General features: G+C 68.4%; 24 protein-coding genes and 4 pseudogenes. 15 read left to right on the forward strand and 13 right to left on the reverse strand.

Features of this window, described 5'->3' with window-relative positions; genetic code table 11:
* Positions 1–267: 267 nt before the first annotated feature.
* Together ACFWJX_RS39285 and ACFWJX_RS39290 are read right to left on the reverse strand one after the other, a co-directional pair.
* A complete protein-coding gene (locus ACFWJX_RS39285; protein ID WP_383251711.1) occupies positions 268–1,029 on the reverse strand; it encodes a DJ-1/PfpI family protein in 762 nt (253 codons plus the stop codon).
* Positions 1,026–2,030, reverse strand: coding sequence for a GlxA family transcriptional regulator (locus tag ACFWJX_RS39290; protein WP_383251765.1), 1,005 nt, complete (start codon positions 2,028–2,030; stop codon positions 1,026–1,028). Before ACFWJX_RS39290 ends, ACFWJX_RS39285 begins: the two co-directional genes overlap by 4 nt.
* A gap of 163 nt (positions 2,031–2,193) precedes the next feature.
* Between ACFWJX_RS39290 and ACFWJX_RS39295 the strand changes: the two are divergent.
* Positions 2,194–2,505: pseudogene (locus tag ACFWJX_RS39295) on the forward strand (SAM-dependent methyltransferase); the annotation flags it as partial.
* A gap of 450 nt (positions 2,506–2,955) precedes the next feature.
* Here ACFWJX_RS39295 and ACFWJX_RS39300 read toward each other — a convergent pair.
* Positions 2,956–3,429 (reverse strand): GNAT family N-acetyltransferase, encoded by a 474-nt coding sequence (locus tag ACFWJX_RS39300; protein ID WP_383251713.1) that lies wholly within the window; start codon positions 3,427–3,429, stop codon positions 2,956–2,958.
* A 10-nt stretch (positions 3,430–3,439) separates the two neighbouring features.
* Here ACFWJX_RS39300 and ACFWJX_RS39305 point away from each other — a divergent pair, with 10 nt between their 5' ends.
* Together ACFWJX_RS39305 and ACFWJX_RS39310 are read left to right on the forward strand one after the other, a co-directional pair.
* Positions 3,440–3,697, forward strand: coding sequence for a hypothetical protein (locus tag ACFWJX_RS39305; RefSeq protein ID WP_383251715.1), 258 nt, complete (start codon positions 3,440–3,442; stop codon positions 3,695–3,697).
* 413 nt (positions 3,698–4,110) lie between these two features.
* Positions 4,111–4,530, forward strand: a complete 420-nt coding sequence (locus ACFWJX_RS39310; RefSeq protein ID WP_383251717.1) for a hypothetical protein — start codon at positions 4,111–4,113, stop codon at positions 4,528–4,530.
* A 10-nt stretch (positions 4,531–4,540) separates the two neighbouring features.
* Here the strand turns inward: ACFWJX_RS39310 and ACFWJX_RS39315 are convergent.
* A pseudogene (locus ACFWJX_RS39315) lies at positions 4,541–4,998 on the reverse strand (transposase); the annotation flags it as partial.
* 331 nt (positions 4,999–5,329) lie between these two features.
* On the opposite strand from ACFWJX_RS39315, the gene ACFWJX_RS39320 reads away from it, so the two are divergent.
* The 4 genes from ACFWJX_RS39320 to ACFWJX_RS39335 all read left to right on the forward strand — a co-directional run bounded on the left by ACFWJX_RS39320 (position 5,330) and on the right by ACFWJX_RS39335 (position 8,403).
* Positions 5,330–6,172 carry an alpha/beta fold hydrolase gene (locus tag ACFWJX_RS39320; RefSeq protein ID WP_383251719.1) on the forward strand — a complete coding sequence of 281 codons (843 nt, stop codon included), beginning with the start codon at positions 5,330–5,332 and terminating at the stop codon, positions 6,170–6,172.
* 111 nt (positions 6,173–6,283) lie between these two features.
* Positions 6,284–6,553: a hypothetical protein gene (locus ACFWJX_RS39325; protein WP_383251721.1), complete on the forward strand. Its 270-nt coding sequence runs from the start codon at positions 6,284–6,286 to the stop codon at positions 6,551–6,553.
* A 372-nt stretch (positions 6,554–6,925) separates the two neighbouring features.
* A complete protein-coding gene (locus tag ACFWJX_RS39330) occupies positions 6,926–7,906 on the forward strand; it encodes an alcohol dehydrogenase catalytic domain-containing protein (RefSeq protein ID WP_383251767.1) in 981 nt (326 codons plus the stop codon).
* 65 nt (positions 7,907–7,971) lie between these two features.
* Entirely contained in the window at positions 7,972–8,403 is a 432-nt protein-coding gene (locus ACFWJX_RS39335; RefSeq protein ID WP_383251723.1) for a YybH family protein, read from the forward strand.
* A gap of 147 nt (positions 8,404–8,550) precedes the next feature.
* Here ACFWJX_RS39335 and ACFWJX_RS39340 read toward each other — a convergent pair.
* The 3 genes and pseudogenes from ACFWJX_RS39340 to ACFWJX_RS39350 all read right to left on the reverse strand — a co-directional run.
* Positions 8,551–9,162, reverse strand: a pseudogene (locus ACFWJX_RS39340) (helix-turn-helix domain-containing protein); the annotation flags it as partial.
* Positions 9,163–9,181: 19 nt separating this feature from the next.
* The gene (locus ACFWJX_RS39345; protein WP_383251725.1) at positions 9,182–10,300 is read right to left on the reverse strand and encodes a fatty acid desaturase family protein; all 1,119 of its coding nucleotides are present in this window, start codon (positions 10,298–10,300) and stop codon (positions 9,182–9,184) included.
* 7 nt (positions 10,301–10,307) lie between these two features.
* On the reverse strand, positions 10,308–11,363 hold the full coding sequence (locus ACFWJX_RS39350) for a ferredoxin reductase (RefSeq protein WP_383251727.1): 1,056 nt from the start codon (positions 11,361–11,363) through the stop codon (positions 10,308–10,310).
* Between the two features lie 87 nt (positions 11,364–11,450).
* On the opposite strand from ACFWJX_RS39350, the gene ACFWJX_RS39355 reads away from it, so the two are divergent.
* Positions 11,451–12,590, forward strand: a complete 1,140-nt coding sequence (locus tag ACFWJX_RS39355) for a PucR family transcriptional regulator (protein ID WP_383251728.1) — start codon at positions 11,451–11,453, stop codon at positions 12,588–12,590.
* A gap of 566 nt (positions 12,591–13,156) precedes the next feature.
* Here the strand turns inward: ACFWJX_RS39355 and ACFWJX_RS39360 are convergent.
* Positions 13,157–13,543, reverse strand: coding sequence for a hypothetical protein (locus tag ACFWJX_RS39360; protein ID WP_383251730.1), 387 nt, complete (start codon positions 13,541–13,543; stop codon positions 13,157–13,159).
* A 783-nt stretch (positions 13,544–14,326) separates the two neighbouring features.
* On the opposite strand from ACFWJX_RS39360, the gene ACFWJX_RS39365 reads away from it, so the two are divergent.
* From ACFWJX_RS39365 to ACFWJX_RS39385, 5 genes are all read left to right on the forward strand, one after another.
* A complete protein-coding gene (locus ACFWJX_RS39365) occupies positions 14,327–14,932 on the forward strand; it encodes a dihydrofolate reductase family protein (protein WP_383251732.1) in 606 nt (201 codons plus the stop codon).
* Positions 14,933–15,784: 852 nt separating this feature from the next.
* Complete coding sequence (locus ACFWJX_RS39370; RefSeq protein WP_383251734.1) at positions 15,785–16,522, forward strand: phosphotransferase; 738 nt, start codon at positions 15,785–15,787, stop codon at positions 16,520–16,522.
* A gap of 75 nt (positions 16,523–16,597) precedes the next feature.
* Positions 16,598–16,933, forward strand: coding sequence for a hypothetical protein (locus tag ACFWJX_RS39375; protein ID WP_383251736.1), 336 nt, complete (start codon positions 16,598–16,600; stop codon positions 16,931–16,933).
* A gap of 358 nt (positions 16,934–17,291) precedes the next feature.
* Positions 17,292–18,740, forward strand: coding sequence for a PP2C family protein-serine/threonine phosphatase (locus tag ACFWJX_RS39380; protein ID WP_383251738.1), 1,449 nt, complete (start codon positions 17,292–17,294; stop codon positions 18,738–18,740).
* A 3-nt stretch (positions 18,741–18,743) separates the two neighbouring features.
* Positions 18,744–19,115 (forward strand): STAS domain-containing protein, encoded by a 372-nt coding sequence (locus tag ACFWJX_RS39385; protein WP_383251740.1) that lies wholly within the window; start codon positions 18,744–18,746, stop codon positions 19,113–19,115.
* Positions 19,116–19,234: 119 nt separating this feature from the next.
* Here the strand turns inward: ACFWJX_RS39385 and ACFWJX_RS39390 are convergent, their stop codons facing one another.
* The 3 genes from ACFWJX_RS39390 to ACFWJX_RS39400 form a co-directional block, all read right to left on the reverse strand.
* Positions 19,235–19,537, reverse strand: a complete 303-nt coding sequence (locus ACFWJX_RS39390; RefSeq protein ID WP_383251742.1) for a hypothetical protein — start codon at positions 19,535–19,537, stop codon at positions 19,235–19,237.
* A gap of 179 nt (positions 19,538–19,716) precedes the next feature.
* Positions 19,717–20,100: a fic family toxin-antitoxin system, toxin component gene (locus ACFWJX_RS39395; protein ID WP_383251744.1), complete on the reverse strand. Its 384-nt coding sequence runs from the start codon at positions 20,098–20,100 to the stop codon at positions 19,717–19,719.
* The gene (locus ACFWJX_RS39400; RefSeq protein ID WP_383251746.1) at positions 20,097–20,393 is read right to left on the reverse strand and encodes a DUF1778 domain-containing protein; all 297 of its coding nucleotides are present in this window, start codon (positions 20,391–20,393) and stop codon (positions 20,097–20,099) included. Before ACFWJX_RS39400 ends, ACFWJX_RS39395 begins: the two co-directional genes overlap by 4 nt.
* A 320-nt stretch (positions 20,394–20,713) precedes the next feature.
* Between ACFWJX_RS39400 and ACFWJX_RS39405 the strand changes: the two are divergent.
* Positions 20,714–20,899 (forward strand): annotated as a pseudogene (locus ACFWJX_RS39405) (hypothetical protein); the annotation flags it as partial.
* 622 nt (positions 20,900–21,521) lie between these two features.
* On the opposite strand, the gene ACFWJX_RS39410 reads toward ACFWJX_RS39405, so the two are convergent.
* Together ACFWJX_RS39410 and ACFWJX_RS39415 are read right to left on the reverse strand one after the other, a co-directional pair.
* A complete protein-coding gene (locus ACFWJX_RS39410; RefSeq protein ID WP_383251748.1) occupies positions 21,522–21,731 on the reverse strand; it encodes a hypothetical protein in 210 nt (69 codons plus the stop codon).
* Positions 21,732–21,884: 153 nt separating this feature from the next.
* On the reverse strand, positions 21,885–22,658 hold the full coding sequence (locus tag ACFWJX_RS39415) for a maleylpyruvate isomerase family mycothiol-dependent enzyme (RefSeq protein ID WP_383251750.1): 774 nt from the start codon (positions 22,656–22,658) through the stop codon (positions 21,885–21,887).
* 157 nt (positions 22,659–22,815) lie between these two features.
* On the opposite strand from ACFWJX_RS39415, the gene ACFWJX_RS39420 reads away from it, so the two are divergent.
* Positions 22,816–23,241, forward strand: coding sequence for a Tn3 family transposase (locus tag ACFWJX_RS39420; protein WP_383251752.1), 426 nt, complete (start codon positions 22,816–22,818; stop codon positions 23,239–23,241).
* Positions 23,242–23,244 lie beyond the last annotated feature (3 nt).

Below are 23,244 nucleotides of genomic sequence, written 5' to 3' on the forward strand. Positions count from 1 at the left end.
TGCCTCCGGTACCAGCCGAGGCGGACGGCGTCACCAGGCCCGACGAAGACCCAGACCCTACGACGCCGAAGTCAGTAATCCAGACTGGTGAAGCGGGCAGTGTCTGAAGGGCCGGGTGACGATGCGGAGCCGGCTCAGGGGGCGTTGACCATACGTCACAGACGTCGCACTGCAGGTCCGGCCACGGTGGGCACAGAGAGGCAATGAACCCTCACGGAGGCGCTCACCACCAGGTCAGTGCTGTCCGCTCAGCGGCCCCCGCTTCGGCTACACCTGCGAGGCGGCGAGCAACTGCAGTGCTTTTTCCTTCAGTTGGGGACTGGCCTCTGCGGCGTTGCCTGAGTCGAAAGGGGGTTGGGGGTCGTACTCGACGGCGAGCTGAATCGCCCTGGCCGTGTCGTTGTCCGCGATGAGAGAGGCGAGATACAGGGCCATGTCCACTCCCGCCGACACCCCCGCCGCAGTGATGATCTTCCCCGAGCGTACGTAGCGCTTCGGCAGGTAGGTCACGTCGAACGTGGACTGAAGGTACTCGGCGGAAGCCCAGTAGGTCGTCGCCCGCTTTCCGTCCAGCAGCCCGGCCGCGGCGAGGATGATGCTGCCCGTGCACACGGAGGTCGTCCATCGGCTGTGCTGGTGGATCTGGCGGATCCAGCGCAGGAGCGCCTCGTTGTTCATCGCCGCGACGGTGCCGCGGTTGCCCCCACCCGGCACGACCAGGACGTCTAGACGGTCCACCTCGTCGATGGACTGCTCAGCGACCACGGCCACGTCTGCTGTGTCCGTGCGGATGGCGCCGCGCCGCTCGGCGATCATCGTCACCGTCGCGTCCGGCAGCCGGGACAGCACCTCGGCCGGACCGGTCGGGTCCAGCAGGCTGTAGCCGTCGTACAACAGGATTCCGATGTTCGGCCCCGCGCCGCCCCACGGAACAGCGTGAGCCCCGGTCGGGGCCTCGGCCACGGCGGCGAGGGCGGCCGTGGCCACGGTCCCCCGAAGTACGTTTCTGCGTGTCGTCGAATACCTCATGACCCGCGAGTCTTCTGCCTCGGCGCGACGCGCGCAGCAGGCATGTCCGGCATCCTGCGAATCCTGTCACCCGTGTCCCCGTAATGGTCCAGGAACGCCTGCCGCAGCGTCTCCGCCGACCCGAAACCGCAGCGACGAGCGATCGCCGCCATGGACAGTCCGCTGGACCGCACCAGATGCGCCGCCGCCTCGGTACGCGCCACGCGCACCGCCCGTGCCGGAGTCGTACCGAGGTGCGCGGTGAACAGGCGTGTCAGGTGTCGAGGGCTGACTCCCGCCCGCGCTGCCAGTGCGGCGGGCGTGAGGTCCTCGGCCAGATGACCGGCGATATGACCCACCAGGTCCCGCACCAGCCGGTCCTCCGGCGGCGGAGCGGCCAGGAACACGGAGATCTGCGCCTGATCGGCAGACCGGTGCAGGTGCGTGACGAGTTCCCGGGCGACGGCACGAGCCAGCGTCGGCCCGTGGTCGTTCTCGATCAGCGCCAGCGTCAGGTCGAGTGCGCTGGTGACCCCAGCCGAGGTGTACACGTTGCCGTCGCGTATGTAGAGAGGAGCGACGTCCACGGCCACGGCGGGGTGACGCTCGGCAAGCCGTTTCCCCCACCCCCAGTGGGTCGTCACCCGCCGGTGGTCCAGCAGCCCTGCGGCGGCGAGCACATAGGCACCGGTACAGACAGAGGCCACCCGCCGACTGAGTCCGGCCAACCGGCGCACCTGGCCCAGTAGGCGCTCGTCCGACGCCGCGTCTTCACAGCCGATGCCGCCCACCACGAACAGGGTGTCCAGATGCCCCGCGACCGTCTCCAGCCCTTGTCCCGCTCCCATCAGAATTCCCGCCGAGCTACGGGCCGCCCGACGGCCCAGGGTCCCCAGCTCGATGGAGTACGGCGGCTCGGCGCCGTACCGGTTGGCGATGTCCAACGCGCCGCTGGGACAGGCGATGTCGAGAATCTGCGCACCGTCGTAGGCGACGATCAGCACGCGCCGCTTGTTGTCCATGCCCTGATACCAGCACAATTGCAATGCCAACTGCCAGCGCGGCAACGACAGTTCAAGACCGTGGACGGCTTCCTGGAAGCGGGTCGGGGTGGCGCGGACGGTCACCGAAGTCCACCTCCGCCTCGTCCTCCGGCCTGTGGGACTGCGGAATGAGCGCACGCACCGAGTGCTCAGGCCCGTCGGCCGGCTGATCGCGTCGGTGGACCAACCCTTCGTGGCCTACACGATCCAGGATTCTCGGGCCGACTACTTTGCGACCACCAGCTACACCTCCGACTGGACGTTCAACGGGCAGTCCGTCGCGATGAAGTCGTGGCGCAAGCCGCTGCACGCGATGACCGATGCCTCCACCACCGCTGGCTTCCGCCTGTCCGTCATCAGCGAACCGCAGCCCGACCCGGCTGCCTGTGAACTGTTCCCTGACGGCTTCCATGACCTTCCGCAGCGCATTCGCGGGTTCGCAGACTCAATATGAGTATCTGTCTCCGGCGAGCTGACCCCGCAGGAGCTGGCCGCTCAGGTGCTGCTTCGGGTCCGAGCCGGTGGGCCCAGCTGACGCCTGATTGGCGTGGTGGCCTGGCCAGACGTCGTTGTGCTGGGAGTTCGGTGTCTCGACGCCTCAAGGAGTGTGGCCTCGTGTCGGTGTACTCGGGAAAATTCGCGAGTACGCCGATATCTGGGTCCGGTTGATCGACGAGCACGGCATCGCCCTCCGCTTCGATCGCATCGTGCACCATGCGAAGGCGTGGCACCTCGCGCGCACCCGCCCGGAGCATCCACCTCTGCTCCAGTCTCCCAGCGCCTAGCAACGCCAAAAAGGTCACCTGAACTTCGATGGCCCTGTTCACCGGGGGACAGCCGTCGTCGCTGTTGCCTGTCGGTGAAACCAACGGCCTGGGGAGCGATTACCCGTGACGGCTGTTGGTCAGGGCTGCGAGACGTTGAGCGGCAGATCTTGATGGAAGACGGCCATGGCCTGGCCGGGGCCGTTGTAGTCATCGACGATCTTCGTGTTGAAGCCGAGGCTGCGGTGGAAGGCGATTGAGCCGGTGTTCTCGATCGACGTGATCGCCTTCAACTGCCGTGCACCGTCACGTTCCGCTGCTTCGGCGAACGCCGTGTACAGACGACGCCCGAGACCGGTGCCACGGGCGTCGTCCCGCGTGGCGATCAGATGTACGTACCCGGTGCCGCCTGGGGTGACGAACCCGAAGATGTACCCACGGATTCCGTCCTCGGCTCGGGCGACCAGGCAGGTGGAACCGAACTCCTGCACCAGTGCGAGAAGGTGTAGCGACCGAAGGTCGCGTTCGCCCCAGTAACGCGGGTGATCAGTCAGGACCTGATGGAAGTCGGCCACCCCGGCCGTTGCGACGTGTATCCCCATGGTGACGATCATCGCAGGCGTCTTGGCCGGTACAGGCGAAGGTCCGCACGGAGACATCGAGTCGTGGCCGTCGGGCACGACAAACCTGGTCGTCCAGCTCGGATTGCTGTTGCGCCGGCGCGGCCAGGCCGCCCGCGGACTCACACTGACCTCGAAGTTCGCCGGCAACAGCGACTGGGAGAAGACCCGCCGTCTGAAGGAGCCGTCCGCACACGACGACGACCTGCGTGTCCTCGCCCATCAGCTGATGGACGCGGCAGGATTCGGCGCGGCCGCCTGACCGCCATCGCCCTCAAGGGCGAGGACCTCGTCGGCGCCTACCAGGGCCGGTACTCCACGGCCGGCACCGACACCCCCGTCGCTCTCGTGCGGGCCGTGACCGAATCCGTGGCCGACCCCTCACCCCTTCCTCGGTGGCGGGACGCTACCTACAGCTACGTCAAGGACTCATCCTCGGTGAGGGTGCGGTAGACGGTGGCGACCGAGGGTCGCTGGCCCTTGCGCACCCCGAAGCGAGCCGAGGCGGCCACCTACCCCCCCCCCCCCCGCGTCCGCGAATACTTGGCTAGCCACGTGATTGTTGCTGCGGTGTCTATGTGGCCAGCCACACTTTCTTTTGAACGTCCCCCACAGAACTGAGGAGACCCCATGGGTGTGCCATCAGAGGGGGCCATGCCTTGGAGGAGCGACCCCATGTCCCACAAGAACTCTCAAGTGAAGCCTCCGATCAATCAACGCGTGCTGACCCTCGGCATCACCGCTGATGCGCTTTCGCCGGACGATTTTCCGCCGGGGGTTGCGACGCTCGAGGAGCTGGTCGCCATGAGGAAGCGCAGCTGGGCTGCGCTCAAGGCCACAGGCGTCGACGGCGAGGAGGGCTATGTCAGCCTGGACCCCGACGAGGCTGAGGCCGAGCTGCGCCGTCTGTTCGACGGGCACTCGTTCGGGGTGGTGCTCATCGGCGGCGGCATCAAGAATGTCCCGGAGTACACCGTCCTGTTCGAACGGATCGTCAATGTGCTCATCGACCTCCAGCCCGACATCCGGTTGAGCTTCAGCTCAAATCCAACGAACGTGCCCGAGGCGCTGCAACGCTGGCTCAAGAGGTCCTGACAAAGACATCTCACGGAGCTAGACGTTGGACGTGGCGGTGGGTGATGCGGCGGGTGGAGAGGCCGAGGAAGGCTTCGTGGATGTCGTCGCGTCGTTCCCGGCGGATCCGCAGCCGGCGGAAGCAGGTGCAGCCAAGGGATCGTCCGCTCGACCACATACCGGAAGACGCCCAGGCCGCTGCCATGTTGCTCGCCTCGTTCGGCAACGACCGGGCGGATACCGCGGGTCCAGAGCAGACGCCTACTTGTCGTGGTCGTAGCCCCGGTCTGCCAGCAGCGCGTCAGGTCGGTGTCTGGGGCGGCCGACGGCGCCGGCCACGGCCGGGACCTTGTCCAACAGCGGCAGCGACTGCGTGACGTCGTTGCGGTTTCCGCCGGTCAGCGACACCGCGAGCGGGTGCTCACCTACTTCCACTGCCCGTCCGACAATGGGCCCCGCAGGTGCACCCCCGCCCCGCCGACGCTGATCCGCCCGTGCGAACGGCTCGAACACATCGCCGCGAAGTCCTCCAGTCCGCACCGGACTTCAGGTGTCACACACCGGTCACTGGCACAGCCCCTCGACCGGACACGCCACCGACAAACGAACCTGGCCAAGTTCTGCCTCCACTGCGCCAAGCCTTGAACAGGCGGGAGGGGTGTTGACGCATCAAACGTTGAATCTCGGTGGCACCCATCCCGCCTGCAACGCCCCGCACAGCGGGAGTACCCACCGCAGAAATGATCAGCCCGAGGAGGAACGATCGTGATCATGGAACGATCGAGTTCCTCAATAGAGATGACCCGAGTAGGAGCCACACATGCTTGAAGGATTCGAAGACCGTTTTGCCGACGTGAACGGCACCCGGCTCCACTACGTCATCGGCGGCGAAGGCGAGCCGCTGGTCCTCATGGACGGGTTTCCGCGCACCTGGCACGGCCTCCACAAGATCATGACTCCATTGGCCAAACACTTCCGCGTCATCGCCGTGGATTACCGCGGTCAGGGAGAGTCGGACAAGCCCGAGGGTGGCTACGACAAGAAGAACATGGCGAAGGACGTCTACGAACTGGTCCGCGGCCTGGGCCACGAGCAGGTGAACATTGCCGGTGGTGACATCGGTGCGATGGTCGCCTACAGCTTCGCCGCCAACTATCCGCAGGCCACCAAGAAGCTCGCCCTGTGGGAAGGCGCACCCTTCTCGCAGGCATTCCAGGACTTCGCCAAGCCGTTCCCCGGGCCCGGTGATCCGAACCTGTGGATATACCCGTTGAGCCAGGTCGAGGGACTGCCCGCCAAGCTTCTCGCGGGGCGGTTTCGGCACGTGATCGACTGGTCGGCCGAACACCTCGCGCTCCACCCGGAGCGGATCAGCGAGGAGAGCCGGGCCATCTACGCCCAGGCCTACGACACACCCGAGGCGCTGACCGCGGGCTTCGGCGTATTCCACACCTTCCACCAGGATGTGGCCGACAACGACTCATATCCCCCGCTGGAGATGCCCGCCTTGGCTATCGCCAATCAGGGCGCCGACTTCATGCGGCCGATGATGGAAGGCAAGGCCAACGACATCCGCTACAGCGGCATCGAGGACAGCGGCCACTTCGTCGCGGAGGAGCAGCCGGAGGCCCTGGTAGCCGAACTGGAAAAGTTCTTCGGCTGACTCCCCGCACAGTGAGCGGCTTGAGTCGCAGGCTCCCGGAGCCGGCAAGCTCGTCACCACCGTCACCACCTACCTCCCTGCATCGACATCGGCTGGGACCGTCCGGTCAGCATGCGAGAGGTGGCCGACGTGATGGGCCGCCGGGCCGGAAAGAAGATCAAGGTGTGGGCCGTCCCGTCCGGCGCCGCCCGCACCGCAGGAGCCGTCGCCGGCCGCTTCATGCCCCTGATCAAGGACCTGGCCGCGATGTTCCGCTGGTTCGAGACCGGCCGCTACGTCGCCGACCCCCACCGCCAGGAGCAGCTGTTCGGCCCCGTCCCCACGGCCGAGGAAACCCTCGCCCGATACACCGAGAAGCTGCGCACCGCACAGCACCGCTGACAGGCCCCACGTCCCCTTCCCACCGCCCGGCGGCCTGACCAGGACGCCACGGGCCCAACCCTCCCGGCCGAACCACTCCACAACGGGCCAGGCCGAACCGAACGGGCGGCGGGGCGGGCGCTCAACGCTTCCCAAGCCGGGATGAGGGCCCGGTGAAGCCTGCGATCGCAGGGCTTCACCTGGTGTCCTCCATTGACGATCAGATGTCCGCAACTGACTGAGCGATTCGCCGGATGTCGACAGAAGATCGAGAGGTGCTGCGGCGACCACCTCGCCGCGGGCCGCAGCGTGGCGACCCTGCGGGTCGTACTCGATTAGTAAGGAACTGGCATGGACAAGCGTGCAGCGTCCGCAGGCGGCGCCTCTGCGTCGATGCGAGCGGTTGTCGTCTCTCAGCCCGGCGGCCTGGATGCCCTTCAGGTCACCACGGTGCCGAGGCCCGAGCCGCAGCCCGGATGGGTGCGCATCAAGGTGAAGGCGTTCGGCGTCAACGAGTCCGAGGTCACCACCCGAAAGGGCGAGTCGGACCCGGAGGTCACCTACCCGCGCATCCCCGGCATCGAGGGCGTCGGTGTGGTCGATCAGGCCGACGAGGACAGCGGGCTGCGCCCGGGGCAGCAGGTGGCGACCATGATGGGCGGCATGGGCCGGTCCTTCGACGGCTCGTACGCGCAGTACGTGACCGTCCCCACGGGACAGGTCATCCCGTTCGAGACCAGCCTGCCGTGGGGCGTGGTCGGCGCACTGCCCGAGATGTTCCAGACCGCCTACGGATCCCTGACCCGCGGCCTGGACCTCAAAGCGGGGCAGACGCTGCTGATCCGCGGCGGCACCTCCACGGTGGGGCTGAGCGCGGCCACGATCGCGAAGGACCTCGGAGCCACCGTACTGTCCACCACGCGCAGCCCGGACCGGGCCGGGGAACTGCGGGCCGTGGGCGTCGACCATCCTCTGGTCGACAACGGCACCATCGCCGACCAGGTGCGCGAGCTGATGCCGGACGGCGTCGACGCCGTACTGGAACTGGTGGGCTGCTCGGTCCTCGCCGACACCTTCCGCACCGTCCGCCGCCACGGCACCGTCTGCTTCACCGGAGCCCTGGCGGGCCAGTGGACGATCCCCGACTTCACCCCGTTCATGATCCCCAACGGGGTGCGGCTGACCAGCTACGCGGGCGGGGCCACAGACCTGCCCGCGCAGGTGTTCCGGCAGCAACTGCAAGCCATCGCCGCCGGGCGGCTCAAGGCCCCGGTCGCGAAGGTCTACCACGGCCTGGAGCAGGTGCGCGATGCCCAGGCCGACGTCGAGGCCGGCACGACGCCGGGCAAGCACGTGGTGCTGCTCGACGACTGAGAAAACACACCCATCCGCTCCGGTCGGAGCCGGCCGGCGGCGGCATGCACGAAAAGGAGACTGTCATGGGCGTCAACAAGGAAGAAATCAGCAAGACCATCCTGGAACTGGAGAAGTCCTTCAACGAGCGGTGGAGCGTCGGCGACAACCGCGGCTACCTCGACAACTACGCCGAGGAGATCAGCTACTTCGACCCGATCGGAAAGGACCTGGTCGTCGGCCGTGACGCGACCGTCGCCCACATCGAGGCGATCTACTCCAACCCGGACATCGTGCGCAACGAGTACCTCAACCCCGTCGTGCACGTCAGCGACGGCGGTGACTTCGCCGTCCTGGCCTACAACCTGAACACCTACGTGCTCGACGACAAGGGCAACGAGCGGCAGCTGCGCGCCTGGAACGCCACCGAGGCATACCGGCTGATCGACGACGAGTGGCGCATCGTGCACTCCAACTGGGCGTTCACCCAGACCGCGACAGGTGCGATCGCGTCCTGACCGGGGATCCAAGGTGACGCACCCCCGGCCAGTGAGCAAGCGATCGAAGGAGGCGGCCCGCCCCGGCCAGGCCCCGGCCCTGCTCCTGCTCCGGGGGCGATCAAAGCCGTGGCGGCCGTGGGGACGCGGGCTGGTGCCGCGCCCGCCTCACGTGCCGGTCCTGGCTTCGCGGGCCGCGAAGGCGGCCGGGGTGAGACCGGTGTGGCCACGGAAGAAGCGGCCGAAGTTCGCGGGATCGGGGAACCCGAGATGGACGGCCACAGCCCGGGTGTCCCAGCCGCCGCCTCCCAGCAGGCGCCGGGCTTCGAGCAGCCGCCGCTCGTCGATGACCTCACGCACCCCCTTGCCGGTGGCGTCCCGGGCCGCGCGGCTGAGGGTACGAACCGAACAGCCGAGCGGCCCGGCGTAGTCCGCAGCCCGGTGCAGTTCCCGGAAGTGCAGCTCCAGGGCGTCCACGAACCGCGCGTACGTGACCCTGCGGCCCGTGCCGCCCGCCGACGCGCCGGGGGAGGTGACATCCGGGGAAGCGGCGAGGCGCAGCAGCAGCGATTCGAGCAGGCTGCGCCGCAGGGCGTGGTGGACATCGAGCCGGCGGCGCCCCAGTGCACGGTGCTCGTCCAGCAGCTGGAGCGCCGTCCGCCTCAGCCAGGCCGCGTCATCGGGGTGCGGGCTGAGAACGGCAGGGGCCTCGTGCGCGGTGAGCGGGGCCGGCAGCCGGGCGGCCTCCGGCGTCGGCACGTCCGGCTCGAACAGGATGAACAAGAACCAACCCCGGGAGTCAGGCGGCGACGAGTTCCTGCTCGCGGTCCGGCGTTTTGACCTTGGGCTTCTTGTTCGGCAGCGAGAGCCGGAAGACCTTGTGCCACGCGGAGAACACCTGCTTGGGCAGCGGGCCGGTGACGTACTCCAGCTCGTACTTCTCGAACAGCGCGCGCACCTTCACCGCGACCTCGGCGTACCGGTTGCTCGGCAGGTCCGGGAACAGGTGGTGCTCGATCTGGTGCGAGAGGTTGCCGGTCATGAAGTGCATGGCCTTGCTTCCGCTGATGTTCGCCGAGCCCATCATCTGGCGCAGGTACCACTGGCCGCGCGTCTCGCCCTTGATCGACCGGCGCTCGAAGACCTGTACGCCCTCGGGGAAGTGCCCGCACATGATCACCGAGTGGGTCCAGAGGTTGCGGACCAGGTTGGCGGTGAACGTGGCGGCGAGCGTGGGCAGGAACGACGGGCCCGACAGCAGCGGGTGGATCACGTAGTCCTTGAGCACCTGCTTGCGGATCTTGCGGCCGACGGCCCTGGCCCGCGCGCGGAACTCCGGGTTCTTGCGGCGGCGCTTGCTCAGGTTCTTGCCGAGCTCCAGGTCGTAGGCGGCGATGCCGTACTCGAAGAAGCAGGCGTTGAGGAAGTTCCACAGCGGCTGGCCGAGGTGGAACGGGTGCCACTTCTGGTCCTCGTCGACGCGCATGATGCCGTAGCCGAGGTCGTTGTCCTTGCCGATCACGTTGGTGTACGTGTGGTGCAGCTCGTTGTGCGAGTGCTTCCACTGCTCGGCCGGCGAGACGTGATCCCAGTCCCAGGTGGTGGAGTGGATCTTCGGGTCCCGCATCCAGTCCCACTGGCCGTGCAGGATGTTGTGGCCGATCTCCATGTTGTCCATGATCTTCGCCACGGACAGCCCGGCGGTGCCGAGCAGCCACGCGGGAGGGAAGATCGAGAACAGCAGCACGCCCCTGCTGACCAGCTCGAGCTTGCGCTGCGCCGAGATGACCTTACGGATGTAGGCGGCGTCTTTCTCGCCGCGGTCGGCGATCACCTCGTCGCGGATCGAGTCCAACTCGCGGCCCAGTTCCTCGATCTGCTCCGCGGTCAGGTGGGCGGTGGGGTCGATGGCGGTCAAGGTGCTCCTACCGTTCGATGTCGCAGGGGCCCGCCGCGGCGGACACGCAGGTCTGGATGAGGACGCCCGGCTCGGCCTCGGTGATCTCGCCGGTGCGCAGGTCGCGGACGGCGCCCGCCTTGAGCGGTGTGACGCAGCCGAAGCAGATGCCCATGCGGCACCCCGAGGGCATGAGCACGCCGGCCTCCTCGCCGATGTCCAGCAATGGCGTGGCGCCGTCCGCGTCGACGGTCTTGCCGGTGGCGCTGAACGTGACCTCGCCGCCGTCGCCGGCGACGACGATGCTGGGGCGGAAGCGTTCGGTGTGCAGGCGCTCTTGGACGCCGTGCTCGGTCCAGTGATCTTCGGCGGCGTCGAGCAGGCCCGCGGGCCCGCAGGCCCAGGTCTCGCGCTCGGCCCAGTCGGGCACGAGTTGGTCGAGACGGGTGATGTCGAGCATGCCTTCCGTGTCGGTGTGCACCTCGGTGAGCCGCAGTTTCTTGTCCGCGACCAGGTCGTGCAGTTCGTTGCGGAAGATCACGTCTTGCGGCTGTGGCGCGCAGTGGACCATGACGACGTCGTCGAACTCGGTGTCGCGCAGCATGCCCATCACGGGCGTGATGCCGCTGCCGGCCGTCAGGTAGAGCACCTTGGCGGGCTTGGCCCGCGGCAGCACGAAGTCACCGGTCGGCTGGTCGAGCTGGATCAGCGTGCCCGGTTTCGCCCTGCGGACCAGGTGGTTGCTGACCTTGCCGTCCGGGATCGCCTTCACGGTGATCGTGACGCGGCCGTCCTGGCGGTTTGTCGGCGAGGTGATGGAGTAGGCGCGCCACAGGCGGACCCCGTCGACGTCGACCCCGATCCGCACGTACTGACCGGCTGTGTGGCCGCGCCAGCCCCGTCCCGGCCTGATCACGATGGTCGCGGCGTCACCCGTCTCGGGGTGCACGGCCTCGATGCGCCCACGCAGGTCAGCGCCCGCACGCAGTGGGCTGACCAGGTCGAGGTAGTCCGACGGCAGCAGCGGCGTCGTGACCATCTCCAGCAGTTTCCACGCCCTGCTGCGGAGGGCTGTACTCGTCATGACTCCAGCTTGCTGTGCCTCAAGGCGTAAAGTCCTGACCGCAGGACGTAAATCTGGCTGGCTGAATTGTTCGCAGGGAATAGAAACGTGAGCCATGCAATCCAGAGGGCCAGCGAACTGGCCCTGGATGAGACGACGGTCACCGCACTTCGGGCCGCGCTGAAGAGCACCGCCGACGAGGTCGTCCAGGCGATCATCGACGAGGTCCCTCCCTACGCCAACGCCCTCTCGGGCCACATGGGCGCCACCATCCGCCGAGCCGTCCGTACCGCCCTGGGGCACTACCTGGACCTCGCGAGCGGGAACGCCACAGGCGGCGACGCCGGTGACGCAGCCTATGAGCTGGGCCGCGGCGAGGTGCGCGACGGCCGTTCGATGGACGCCCTGCTCAGCGCCTACCGCGTCGGCGCCCGCGTGGCCTGGCGGTGCCTGGCAGCGGGTGCCGTGCCCGCGGGTCTGCCCGCCGCCGAGGTCGCCAAGTTCGCCGAGCTGACCTTCGCCTACATCGACGAGCTCTCCGCCGCGAGTGCCGCGGGCCACGCCGACGAACTGGCCGCCCGGGGCAGGGACCACGAGCGCCACCTGGAACACCTGGCCCGCGACCTCCTCGCCGGCGCGAGCACGGACGTGCTGCTGGCCTCTGTTCAACGGGCCGGGTGGCAGGCTCCGGTTTCGCTGACCGCGGTCCTGCTGCCCGCCGTCCAGACCCGGCCGGCCTACCGCGCGCTCGACCCGAGCACCCTCGTCCTGGACGATCTGCCGGACGCCACCGGTGTGCTGCTCGTCCCCGACGCCGACCGATCACATCTCTTGCGGCAGCTGACCGACCGCACCGCCGTGGTCGGCCCGGCCCGGCCTTGGACTCGAGCGTCCGCCTCGTACGCACGAGCCGTACGCGCGCGCTCCCTCTCCTCTGATATTCGCGACACCGAGGACCACCTGCCCGAGCTGGTGCTGAGCGCCGACGTGGACGCGTTCGCAGACCTGCGTGCCCGAGCCCTCGCACCGTTGCGGACCTTGCCTGTGGCGACCGCACGGCGGCTGGAGGAGACGTTGCGGGCGTGGCTGCTGCACCAGGGCAGGCGGGACGAGGTGGCGGCGGCGTTGTTCGTCCATCCCCAGACCGTCCGGTACCGGATGTCGCAGCTGCGGGAGCTGTTTCCGGATCTCGCATCGCCACACCGGGTCCTTGAACTGACGCTGGCGGTCGGTCTTCGGGTCAGCTGACGCGTACGTCGACCGTCCGCGAGCGGTCCAGAAATCGTGCCTCGTTCTCGGTGCCGTCAGCTGGCTCATACGGCCTGGTGAAGCGCGGTATGAGCCAGTGAGACCAGGGGTTGATGTGAAGACCAGACACGGCCTCGGAAAGCCCGCCGGGGGGTGCTGTCTCTGAGAAGCGTGGCCTGAGACACCTTGGGGCTGCGCACCCCACAGGTCACATAACACCGTCCAGGCCGGTATCGCGGGGCAACTGCGCGGCCGTCAGATGGACGACCGCGTGATCATCTCGGAAGGCCATAATCAGCACCGGGAACTCCCGGTTCGGCGACCGAACGCCCATCCAGCCCCTCTTCCTCACACAGGTCATCCCACGATCCACCATGGCGACTGGGGCTGGGACTGGGACTGGGTCGCATGATCGTGTTACGAGCTCTACGCTGACGACGGTATTGGCCGTGGGACGGAAGCAGGAAGGCGCTGCGGCGTGGCGAACACTGTGTGGTGACCTGACCGAAGGACCGTCCCTGAGGCAGCGTTTGAGATCTTGCCAACTGCTCGTGGTGGGCTGCGAGTCAGCAGTCTTCCTCGATGTAGAGGAGGGTCCTGCCTTCAGCGGAGGAGAATTCAAAGGGCCGGTAACTCGGGGTGCGATCCGAGTCGAGTCGGTCCTTGATCGCATGCCAGGTCGTGAGCCGGTCGTCGGATGGCACGTGGCGGAACTGCCCCCCGCCGCCTTCGCCAATGATGAGCTCAGCGTCTTGGGCGAGCAGGCGCTGCGCAAGCCTTGGATGAAGCGGGCCGCGGACCTTCTGCCAGCGTCGACCGGTGTCGTCGACGAATTCCTTGCAGCTGGCGGGAGACAGGACTTCTTGGACTTCTTCGCCCTCAGAACTTCTGACCGGCGGCAGAGAGGCCACCGTCTCGGCCAGCGTCGGGGGGTGCTGCCGCTTTCTGGACATGGCCCCCATCCTTTCAGATCGGGGAGGGTGCACCCACGACGCCAGCGGACTCGTCACGGTCCCGTACGCCGGAGAGGTCGTGCCCTTGGCCGGCTGGCTGGTCCTCGTTGGGGAGGCGGCGGGCCATCAGGGCGTCATGGATACGGGCGACGGTGCCACCGTAGTGCTGGCGCCCGGAGTATCAGTTGACGGTCTGCCCGGGCGGGAAGCCATGCGGCGGCTGCCGTATCCGCGAGCACAGAGGCTTCGCCGTCCCCCTACGACCTGGTCGACGCCCTCGCCGACGGCTGGACCGTCGACGAGGTCCACGCCTTTGATGAAGGCGACTTGCCCCGCCGCCTGTGGCGCGTCACCCAGACCCTGCCCCGGTGACCCCCGAGCTGATACCGGCCGCGGACATTACCGTCAACGGCACCGGCCTGCTCTGCGTGACGCTCCTGCTCCGCCTCCGCCCGCGGCGCCCTTTGATCGGCCCGCTTGGTGCCACGTGACTGGGCACGAATACCTCGGCCGCGTCGCCGGCACCGAGCCGGTGTACGCCCGTTGCGGTTCACCCCTGACGCCATGCCCACCCGGCCTGACGCACCCTGGAATCGGGCTGGCTCCTGACGCCGCACAAGTCACCCGATGTTCATGTGGACCTCCGGCCCTTCGAAGCAGCGCCGCTCCGCCGACCTGATCGGCTGCAGCGTCATGGGTTTTCTCGATGCTCCACAGCGCGGCCGATGAGTTTGTGGCTCCTGGCCGGTCCAAGCTCGTGACACCCCAGGAAAGGACACCGCCATGTCGGAGCTTCTCGTCGACTTCATCACTTCCCTCGACGGTTACGCATCGGGAGAGGGTTGGCCCGGGTTCTGGGGCCTCGAGGGCCCGGAGTACCTGGCATGGCTCGGCGAGCAGCCCGAGGCCACCTACCTGATGGGAGCGAACACCTACCGCCTGATGTCGGGCTTCGCCGCAGGCGAGGTCCCGAAGGGCCAAGACGAGTTCAGGCCGGAAGAAGAGGCGTCCGTCGACGAGCTCACGCAAGCGTCCAAGGTGGTGTTCTCCTCCTCACTCGAGGAGCCACTGACGTGGGCCAATTCCAGGCTCGTCCGCGACGACGCCGTCGAGGCGGTCCGCGCCATGAAGGTGAGTGGCTCGGGGCTCCTCAGCACGATCGGCAGCCTCAGCCTGTGCCGGTCCCTGCTACGAGCCGGACTCGTCGACCGCTTCCGGGTGGTGATGTTCCCGGTGATCACCGGGGCCACGGGCGAGGAACGCATCTATGACGGCTATCCGGACGTTGCGCTCGAGATGATCGAGCACCGCACCTTCGACGGCCGCATCCAGCTGGTCGAGTACAAGCCCCGCGTGCTCGAGCACCCGCCGCTCGGCGTCCCTGCGTGACGTCGCCCCGTCAGCCGGTCTGGACGGCCGCCAGGCCGGCGCCGGCGGGGCGGGAGCCGCCCGGAACTGCCCGCACTGCGATCAGCCCGTCACCATCGTCGCCCTGCTGGCCACCCCAGAAGCGGCCCGTCACACCATCGCCAGCAGAGTTCCCGAGATCACCTGGCCTGCGGCGGACTCCGTGAGCACCGCGGGCAACGACTTCGCCTGACCGTCACCGATCGACGGGGCCCGGCGACGTTCGGTCGCTGGGCCCTCACACGCGCTCTTCACTCCCCACATTCCTCGCAAGGAGGCCAAGCGGCAGTTGAACCAGGGCCTCGTCGACGGGCTCGGCAGTCTGGGGATGCGCCGCCGGCGATCACCGCGTTCCTGACCCAGCTGGAGACGATGCCGGAGTGGATGGACCGCGACCAGCTGGCTGCGGGAGACGTGGGGGACCTGGCGCTTCCTCCGCTGTGGACGTTGCTGACGTCGGCGGGCCTGCTGCTGGCCCACCTATATGCCTCGCCCAGCTGCTCGTCCAGACGGGGTCGCTCTCCACCATGGCGCCGCGCCGGCTGGTCGAGACCGGGATCTGGCACGAGCAGGCCGTGCTGCCCGGCGCGAGTGGAGTCGACGATGTTCAGCATTCAGTGGCGATGCACGACATCGGGTGGAGTCCACTCAGTGGGCCTCCGCCAACTTTAAGTCGCAGGTCAAAGGGCTGGTCTGACCGGTTCTCGGGGTGCTCACGCTGGTCGTCGGCGGCTGTCTGCGGAGTAGATCATTTGGCGGAGTTGTCTCGGTGGTGGATCAAGCGTCAGGACAAGTTGTTGAGCGTTGGAGGTAGTGATCGGGCAGGGTGGACGGATGCCTGAGTCGTTTCTGCCCGGAGGATTTCTCCATGCGGTTGTTCGTGTCGGGGAGACGGTGCGCCGTCCGGCCTCGGTTCGCACGAAGTTCGTGGGTGATCTGCTGAGGTTGCTTGAAGCCAGTGGCTGGAGTGGTGCTCCGCGGTATCTCGGTGTGGACGAGGACGGCCGTGAAGTCCTCAGTTACCTCGATGGCCATGTGGCATGGGAGCCGCAACAATCTGCTGCTGTGTCATCGGACGAGAGTCTGGTGACGGTCGCCCGGCTCGTGCGTGAGTTCCACGACCTTACGGACGGCACCCCGCTGGCCGGAGACCAAGAGGTCGTGTGTCACAACGATCTGTCGCCCAAGAACACCGTCTATCGCCTGTCCAGCGGCGAGCTTCGCCCGGCGGCATTCATCGACTGGGACCTTGCTGCGCCTGGCGCGCGGATCCACGACATCGCACATGTCTGCTGGCAGTACCTCGATCTTGGCCCTTCGGCCACCGACGTCGAGGAGGCAGCCCGGCGCATGAGGCTGATCGTTGACAGCTACGAGTTGTCCGACCGGCAACGTCTCGTGTCCACGATCTTGTGGTGGCAGGACCGGTGCTGGCGGGGCATCAAGACCCAGGCCGATGCGGGTGACGTCGCCATGGCCCGGCTCCGTGACGCAGGGGCCGTGAGCCAAGTTCAGACGGCCTATCAGTGGGTTTCCGATCATCGGGCTGCATTGGAACGCTCAGTGCGGTGAGCGAGTGGGCAACGACCGCAGTCGGTTCGCTGATTCCGTCCCGTGGCAGTCGGACAGCCTTCTACGATCCGACGCATGCTGGATCCCGAACTCCTGGAACGGATCACCGCGCGCCGTGCGGAACTGGACCAACTCGGAGAGCAGCTGGCCAAACAGCTGGCGGAGGTACGGGCCGAGCGCGACGAACTCGCCGTCGCCGAACGTTTCCTTGACCGGGTGAGCGAGCAACTCGCCGAGGAACGCGCCTCGGCCGCCCCAGCACCCGGACAGGTGGGCGGCCGACCGGTGATGCTGATCCCGCACCGCACGCCGGACGTGGAGGAGACCATGCTCCCGCCGGACCACCAGCGCATCCTGGCTGCCGTGCGGCAGGCCGCCGCGGCGTTGCGGGAGGCCTCATCGCGCACATGACCACGGTGGCACTGAGCATGATGTCCAGGTGGGCTGTCAGCGCGGACCACGATGTCCGGAAGCGACCGGCGGCCTCGCCCGCTGTGACCTCGCGATCTTGTCCTTCACCACGGACGGGGATGACCCACAGGAGGTACGGGCCCTGTTCGCCCGCCTACGAGCAGATGTGTCCTGGCCCAGTCGTGATCCGCTGCTGGCGTTAGTCCAACTTCACTGGATGTTGGCGCGTTCATGTGGAGATACAGCGTGGGGGAGTGGTTGATGCGGGAGGCAGAGGCGGGTTTCGCTGCTGTGTAGGGTCGGTGGTCGAGGACTGGGCGCTGGGACCGGTTCCGTCGCGGGAGACAGGAGCTGAGCGATGGCAGGTGCCCCTGAGGCTTCGCCGGGTGAGCTGCGGGTGAGGCGGGTACCGCCGGCCTGGGTGGAGGCGGCGCGGATGGAGGCGGTGCGCCGCTACGACATCCTCGACACCCCGCCCGACGGGGCGTTCGACCGGGTCGCGGCGATGGCCGCCCGCCTGTTCGATGTCCCCGTGGCCAGTGTGACGATCGTCGATGCCGACCGGATCTGGTTCAAGGCCATCCACGGCCTGGAAGGGGTCGCGGAGATTGGCCGGGACCCGGGACTGTGCGGGTCGGCGATCCTACGCGATGACACGCTGGTGATCCCCGACACCCTCACCGATCCGACCGCCTGCACCAATCCGCTGGTTACCGGTCCTCTGGGGGTGCGGTTCTACGCGGCGGCGCCGATCATCACCGCCGACGGCCACCGGCTGGGCACGGTCAACATCCTGGACACCAAACCGCGTCTGATCACCGAGGCCGACACTGCCACACTGGCCGACCTGGCCGCGGTCGTTCTGGACGCCATGGAGCTGCGGCTTTCGGGCCTGCGGCTGCTACGCGAGGAACAGGAACGCCGCAAGGCGGAGGAGGAGGCGCGGGCGCGGGCCGAGCGGGACACCGAGGCGATCACCGCCTTCGCCACCACCCTCCAGCGCACCCTGTTGCCTCCCGCGCTGCCGCCGGTTCCGGGGCTGGAGCTGGCCTGCCACTACCAGACCGACTCCCCCCGGGACGTCGGCGGTGACTTCTACGACGTCTTCTCCCTGGGCGGACAGCGGTGGGCGTTCTTCCTCGGGGACGTGTGCGGCAAGGGCGCCGAAGCCGCCGCCGTCACCTCGCTGACCCGCTACACCCTGCGCGCAGCCGCCCAGCACCACGACGACCCCACCGAAGTCCTCGACGCCCTCAACAGCGCCCTGCTCCTCGATCCCTCGATGGGCAGCCGGTTCTGCACTTGTGTCTTCGGCACCCTGCAGCCCGCCGACGGTGGCGGTTTCACCGTGACCGTGGCCACGGGAGGTCATCCCCCCGCCTTCCACATACAGCACGGGGAAGACGGCGCGATGGTGGTGAACGGGGTACGCCCCGAGGGCGGCATGCTCGTGGGCGCACTGGAAAGCGCCCGGTTCGCCGCCCACACCTTCCACCTCGCCCCGGGCCAGGGCCTGCTGCTCTACACCGACGGGCTCACCGAGGGCCGCCTGCCGGACGGGACCATGCTGGGTGAGGAAGGCGTGGCCGCCTTCCTCACCACCCGCACCACCCCGGACGCCGGCCGCCTGATCGAGGACACCATCGCCCTCATCACCGACCTGCCCACCGGTCCCGGTGACGACGTCGCCCTACTCGCGCTGTCCGTACCCCTGGCACCGGCCACTGAGCAGACGGCCGCCGTATCGACGGCACGCACCCTGGCCACGCCCGTCGCCGGCGCCGCCCGCGCCGACCAGGAGCGCTGACCCGTGACCGACGACCTCACCCTCACCACCACCCACACCGACGGACTCCTGGCGGCCCTCTGCGTCGGCGGAGAGATCGACACAAAGACCGCTCCCGCCTTGCGCAAAGAAGCACTGGACGTCATCGCCCGAGGACATCCGCACCTGATCCTGGACCTGACCGGGATCACCTTCTGCGACTCCTCCGGCTTCAACGCCCTGATCGGCATCATGCGCTGCGCGATGGCCGCAAACGGCTCCCTGACCCTGGCCGCGGTCCCCGACCGCCTGTCCCGAATGCTCGATCTCACCGGCCTGAGCACCCTCATGCCGTCCTACCCCAGCATCGAGGCCGCGATGAACGCCCGCCTCCCTACCACGCCCGAGCCCGCCTGACCCGACCGATCCAGCCGCCCGATCCAACTTCATCGACAAACCGTCCAAGCGGCAGAGGACACTGCCGTCCGTGACGATCACGGCTCGGTATCGGCACCCGGTGGAGTTGGTGGGGAGCGTCATGTGAACCGTTCGTACGCGGCCGGGTCGGCCGGCAGAGCGGATCCCTGGACGCCGAACACCAGCGTCGGCTGGTCCTCCAGCCGTGCTGTGCCGAACTCTCCGGACTTCTCCTGCCCCCGGCACCACGCCTGGGGCAGGTCCTTCGCCACCCGCCGCACCTCGGCGAGGGAAGGGAGCTTGGCGTACACGCAGACCTCGGAGAACTCGGTGCGACCGAACTCCACGAGGCGGCGTGCAGTGCTCAGGGCGAGCGGGGGATCGGGAGTGCAAAAGACGGGATAGGCGATGTCGTTGGACATACGGTGACCGTGCCACGGCCCGTCATCGCCTCTCACCGCAGGTGCGGCACGATGGGAGGGGGCGGACCCTGAGGACGCACAAACGCCGCATCCGTCCGTCACCCGTTGTGGCCGGGCCCCGCCCTCCGCAGGCGAGCTGCCTCTCGTGTTCCGGCCCCTGCGAGTGGTCCCGCGCCGGGTCAGGTGGTGGTCCAGTCGCGCAGTTGCCGGGCGATCCGGGCGACGCCGAGCGTGCCGGTGGCGGTGTCGCGTACCAGGGCGACGGCGGCCTTGGGCGGGTAGTCGAGGGCGCGCTCGTTGAGGAGCAGGTAGGCCTCGGTCGCGTGCCAGGCGAAGGCCTCATTGGAGTGTTCCAGGGACGGCAGCTTCGCCAGGGTCTGCAGCAGGGCGGCGGCCTTCAGATACGGCGAGCCGTAGATGTCGCGCTCCATCGCCCGGGCGTTGACCCGGGCGACCGCCGCATACAGGGGCCCCAAGTCGTCGACCTGGGGATCGCCGTCGAGCAGCTCGGCGGCGTGCAGCAGGAACGTGACGTCGATCGGGTGGGTGGCGTGCTCGCTCACGCGGCGTGGCCCCGCTCCCGCTGCTCCAGCTCCCGCAGCGCCTCCCGCTCGCTCGCCCGCTGCTCCGCGCTCGCGTCGATGCTGCTGGGCTCGGCCGCGAACGCCGCGCCGCTGCGGGCCATGGACGCCTTGAAGCCCTCCAGGAACTGCTGCTCCACCGCGGTCGCCCGCTCGTAGGCGGCCGAGAGGATGTACTCCTGCATGCTCACCCCCGCCTGCTTGGCGGCCGCCGCGATGGCCGCCCGCTGCGCGGGGTCGGGGAAACGCAGATTCATCGCCTTGGGATCCGACATGGCCCCAAGGGTACCAGTGGTACCACCCCTGGTCGATGCGGAACGGCAGCCCTTTCCGCATCGTGCTGACGCGGACGCCGCCCAGGACCATGCCCACCGCGGGCAGAGCGATCCCCGCCGTAATACCGTCGCGGGCAGCCATGGATCTCCCGCCGTATACCGCCGCCCCGTACCACCGGCACGGCCAGGCAGGCCGGACGAACGGCACCGGCCGTCGGGTTCCGGGACCGCTTCGCCCGATGGACCGGCCGCTGCCGAGGCTGCCCCACCTTGTCCTCCGCGTCTTGCGGTTGTTCCTCTTCGCCCACGCCGGAGGGCGAGGCAGGGGAATGCCTGAGCTGGAGCGGCTGCGTCGGCCGCAGACGCGGACGACGGGTGCGGCGTTCACCCGCGCTGGAGCGGGTGAACGAGATCGGCGCGTTCCGGCTCGGCAGGCTCGCCCTGTCGCAGATCTCGCCCAACCGGCTGACGGAGCTGGCCTGGTAGCGCTCGGGTCGAGTACGCCCTGTGGGAGGACGTCTCCGGCTGGCGAAGACGGCGTGCAGCACCGTAACAGCGCCTGCAGCGACCGGAATTGTCCAAGGGGTGACGGCTGAGGCCGTAGCGTGGGCCCATGCCCGAACCCACGCACATCCTCCACCTCACCGAGCACTCCCTGTGGGACGCGGCTCGCGCACACGGCACGTACCGGATGTCGACGTGCGGCCGCACCCGCGGGCTGAGGAGTTCCCGCATGTGTACGGTCCGATTTCGGCGGACGCGGTGACCCGGGTGGAGCCGTGGCGGTGACGGGCCGCCGCAGGTTGTGGTGGTGGGCCGTGGCGGTATGGCTGGTCCTGGTGGCCGCTGCGGGCGGGCTGACCCTGTGGTGGCAGGACTCGTCACAGCCGCAGCAACCCGGCTGGGAGAAGTCCGGTCCGACACGGCCGCTCCCCGAAGGGTGGGAGACGGCGTGCGCGCACGCCACACCCGACGAGGACGGCCGGGCGCTCTGCTTCATCAGGACCCGTCAAGACCCGTCCGGTCGGTCATGAGGCGGCCGCTGGTCCGGGGCGCTGAGGTGGGAGATGGGACGGGGCGATCTGTTGGATGCAGCATCTGGCTCCGGACATGATCGGCTGCACGGTCTTAGCCGCTGACCCTGTGCCAGAGGGCGGTCTCGCCGGTGGCTTCGCCGAGTTGCCGTGCCATCTCCTCGACGATCAGGTCGGCGGTCTCCAGCGAGGCGGCGCCCTCGACGCGTACGGCCCATGTACCCGCCAGCTCCCAGGAGACCGAGATCAGAGCTGTTCCTGTGCCGAAGGAATGATCACCCTCCGCCTCGGTCGGCTCGCACACCAGTGAGCGAGGCTGGAAGAGCGTCGCGTGGTCGGTTCCGGGCAGCGCGGGCCGGTCGTTCCCGCTGGCGGTGCTGATCGTGTACTCCGCCTCGACGGCGCCGTGCGGGCCCGCTTGATGGGAGGGCTCGGAGATGCGTCACAAGTGCGCGTTCTACGCGTTCGGGTCCCAGTCTGCGAGCTGCTCCATCGGCTCGGTGTCGCCGGTGGTCTCCAGGCCGTCGAGCGGGAGGCGCTCGTAGAAGTAGAGGACCAGCTCGCTCGCTGCGCCTCGCATCGCCATATCGCCCGGCTCGGCGTCGGCGGCGAGGTCGTCGCAGCGGACGCCGTCGGCGTTGAGGGTCAGGCGCCAGGAGCGGCCCTCGGTCGTGTGCAGGTCGATGGTCGCCGGCTTGTACGGCCAGGGGACGGTCGTCGCCGAGACGGTCGTCAGGAACTCGTCGACGCCCTCGACCGCGACGTCCGTCGGCAGTGGCTGTGCGGCCCCCTGGGTGAGCTGGGCGTCGTAGGTGTGGACGGCGATCTCCTGGATCTGGTGCCGGGCCACGGCTCCGCTGGTCTCCGGCGCCTGTGAGCGGCCCCACCAGGTCCAGCAGCCGCGGTCCGGGCCGGCCTCGCGCATCGCGTCGAGCATGAGCTCGGTCGACTCGGCGAGCCAGGCGTCCAGGGCTTCGCGGTCGCGGGGCGCGGTCGGGGCACCCTTCGGGTCCGTCCTCGCCGGGGGCTCAGCGCCCGGGCCCGCCGCGACGATGGCGGCCTGGCGGCGGCGGCCGTCGCCGAGGTGCTGCGCCAGTTCGCGCAGCGTCCAGTCCGGGCAGGTCGGGACCTGGACGTCAAGGTCGGGGGCGGACGCGATCGCGGCGCGGAACGCGGCCGAGCGGTCTTCGATCAGCCGCAGGACCTCGGGGAACTCCAGGATGTTCTGCACGTCGGTTGTGTATCACGGCGCTCCGATCGCCGGGTAGCGAATTTGTCGGACGAACGAGTCGACGGCCGGGCGGAGCGCCGGCGGCGAAGCCGTCCTGAAACTCCGCGCACTGCTCGCCAACGGCGACTTCGACCGCTACTGACCTACCATCTGCGCGATGCGGCACGGCACCACGATGGATGTCGAGGCCAACCACACAGACAGCCATGGCCAGTCGGACATCGGGTTCGGCGTCAGGAGGCTGCTGAACTTCGACCTGCTGCCGAGGATCAAGCGGATCAACAAGGTGAAGCCGTACCGGCCGGTGGCCGGCGAACCGGACGCCTACCCGCAGCTGACCCCGGCACTGACCCGACCGATCCGCTGGGAACTCATCACCCCGCAGTACGAACAGATGATCAAGTACGCGACCGCGATCCGGACCCGCACGGCGTCCACCGAGGCGATCCTGCCGCGCTTCACTCGCAACGCCTCCCATCCCACCTACGCGGCGATGCCGGAGGTCGGCCGCGCGCAGAAGACCATCTTCGTGGCCCGCTACCTGCGCTGCGCGACCTCCAGCGGGAGATCGAGGAGGGCCTGAACG

It is taken from the genome of Streptomyces sp. NPDC058335, assembly GCF_042723915.1.
Classification (GTDB): Bacteria; Actinomycetota; Actinomycetes; order Streptomycetales; family Streptomycetaceae; genus Streptomyces.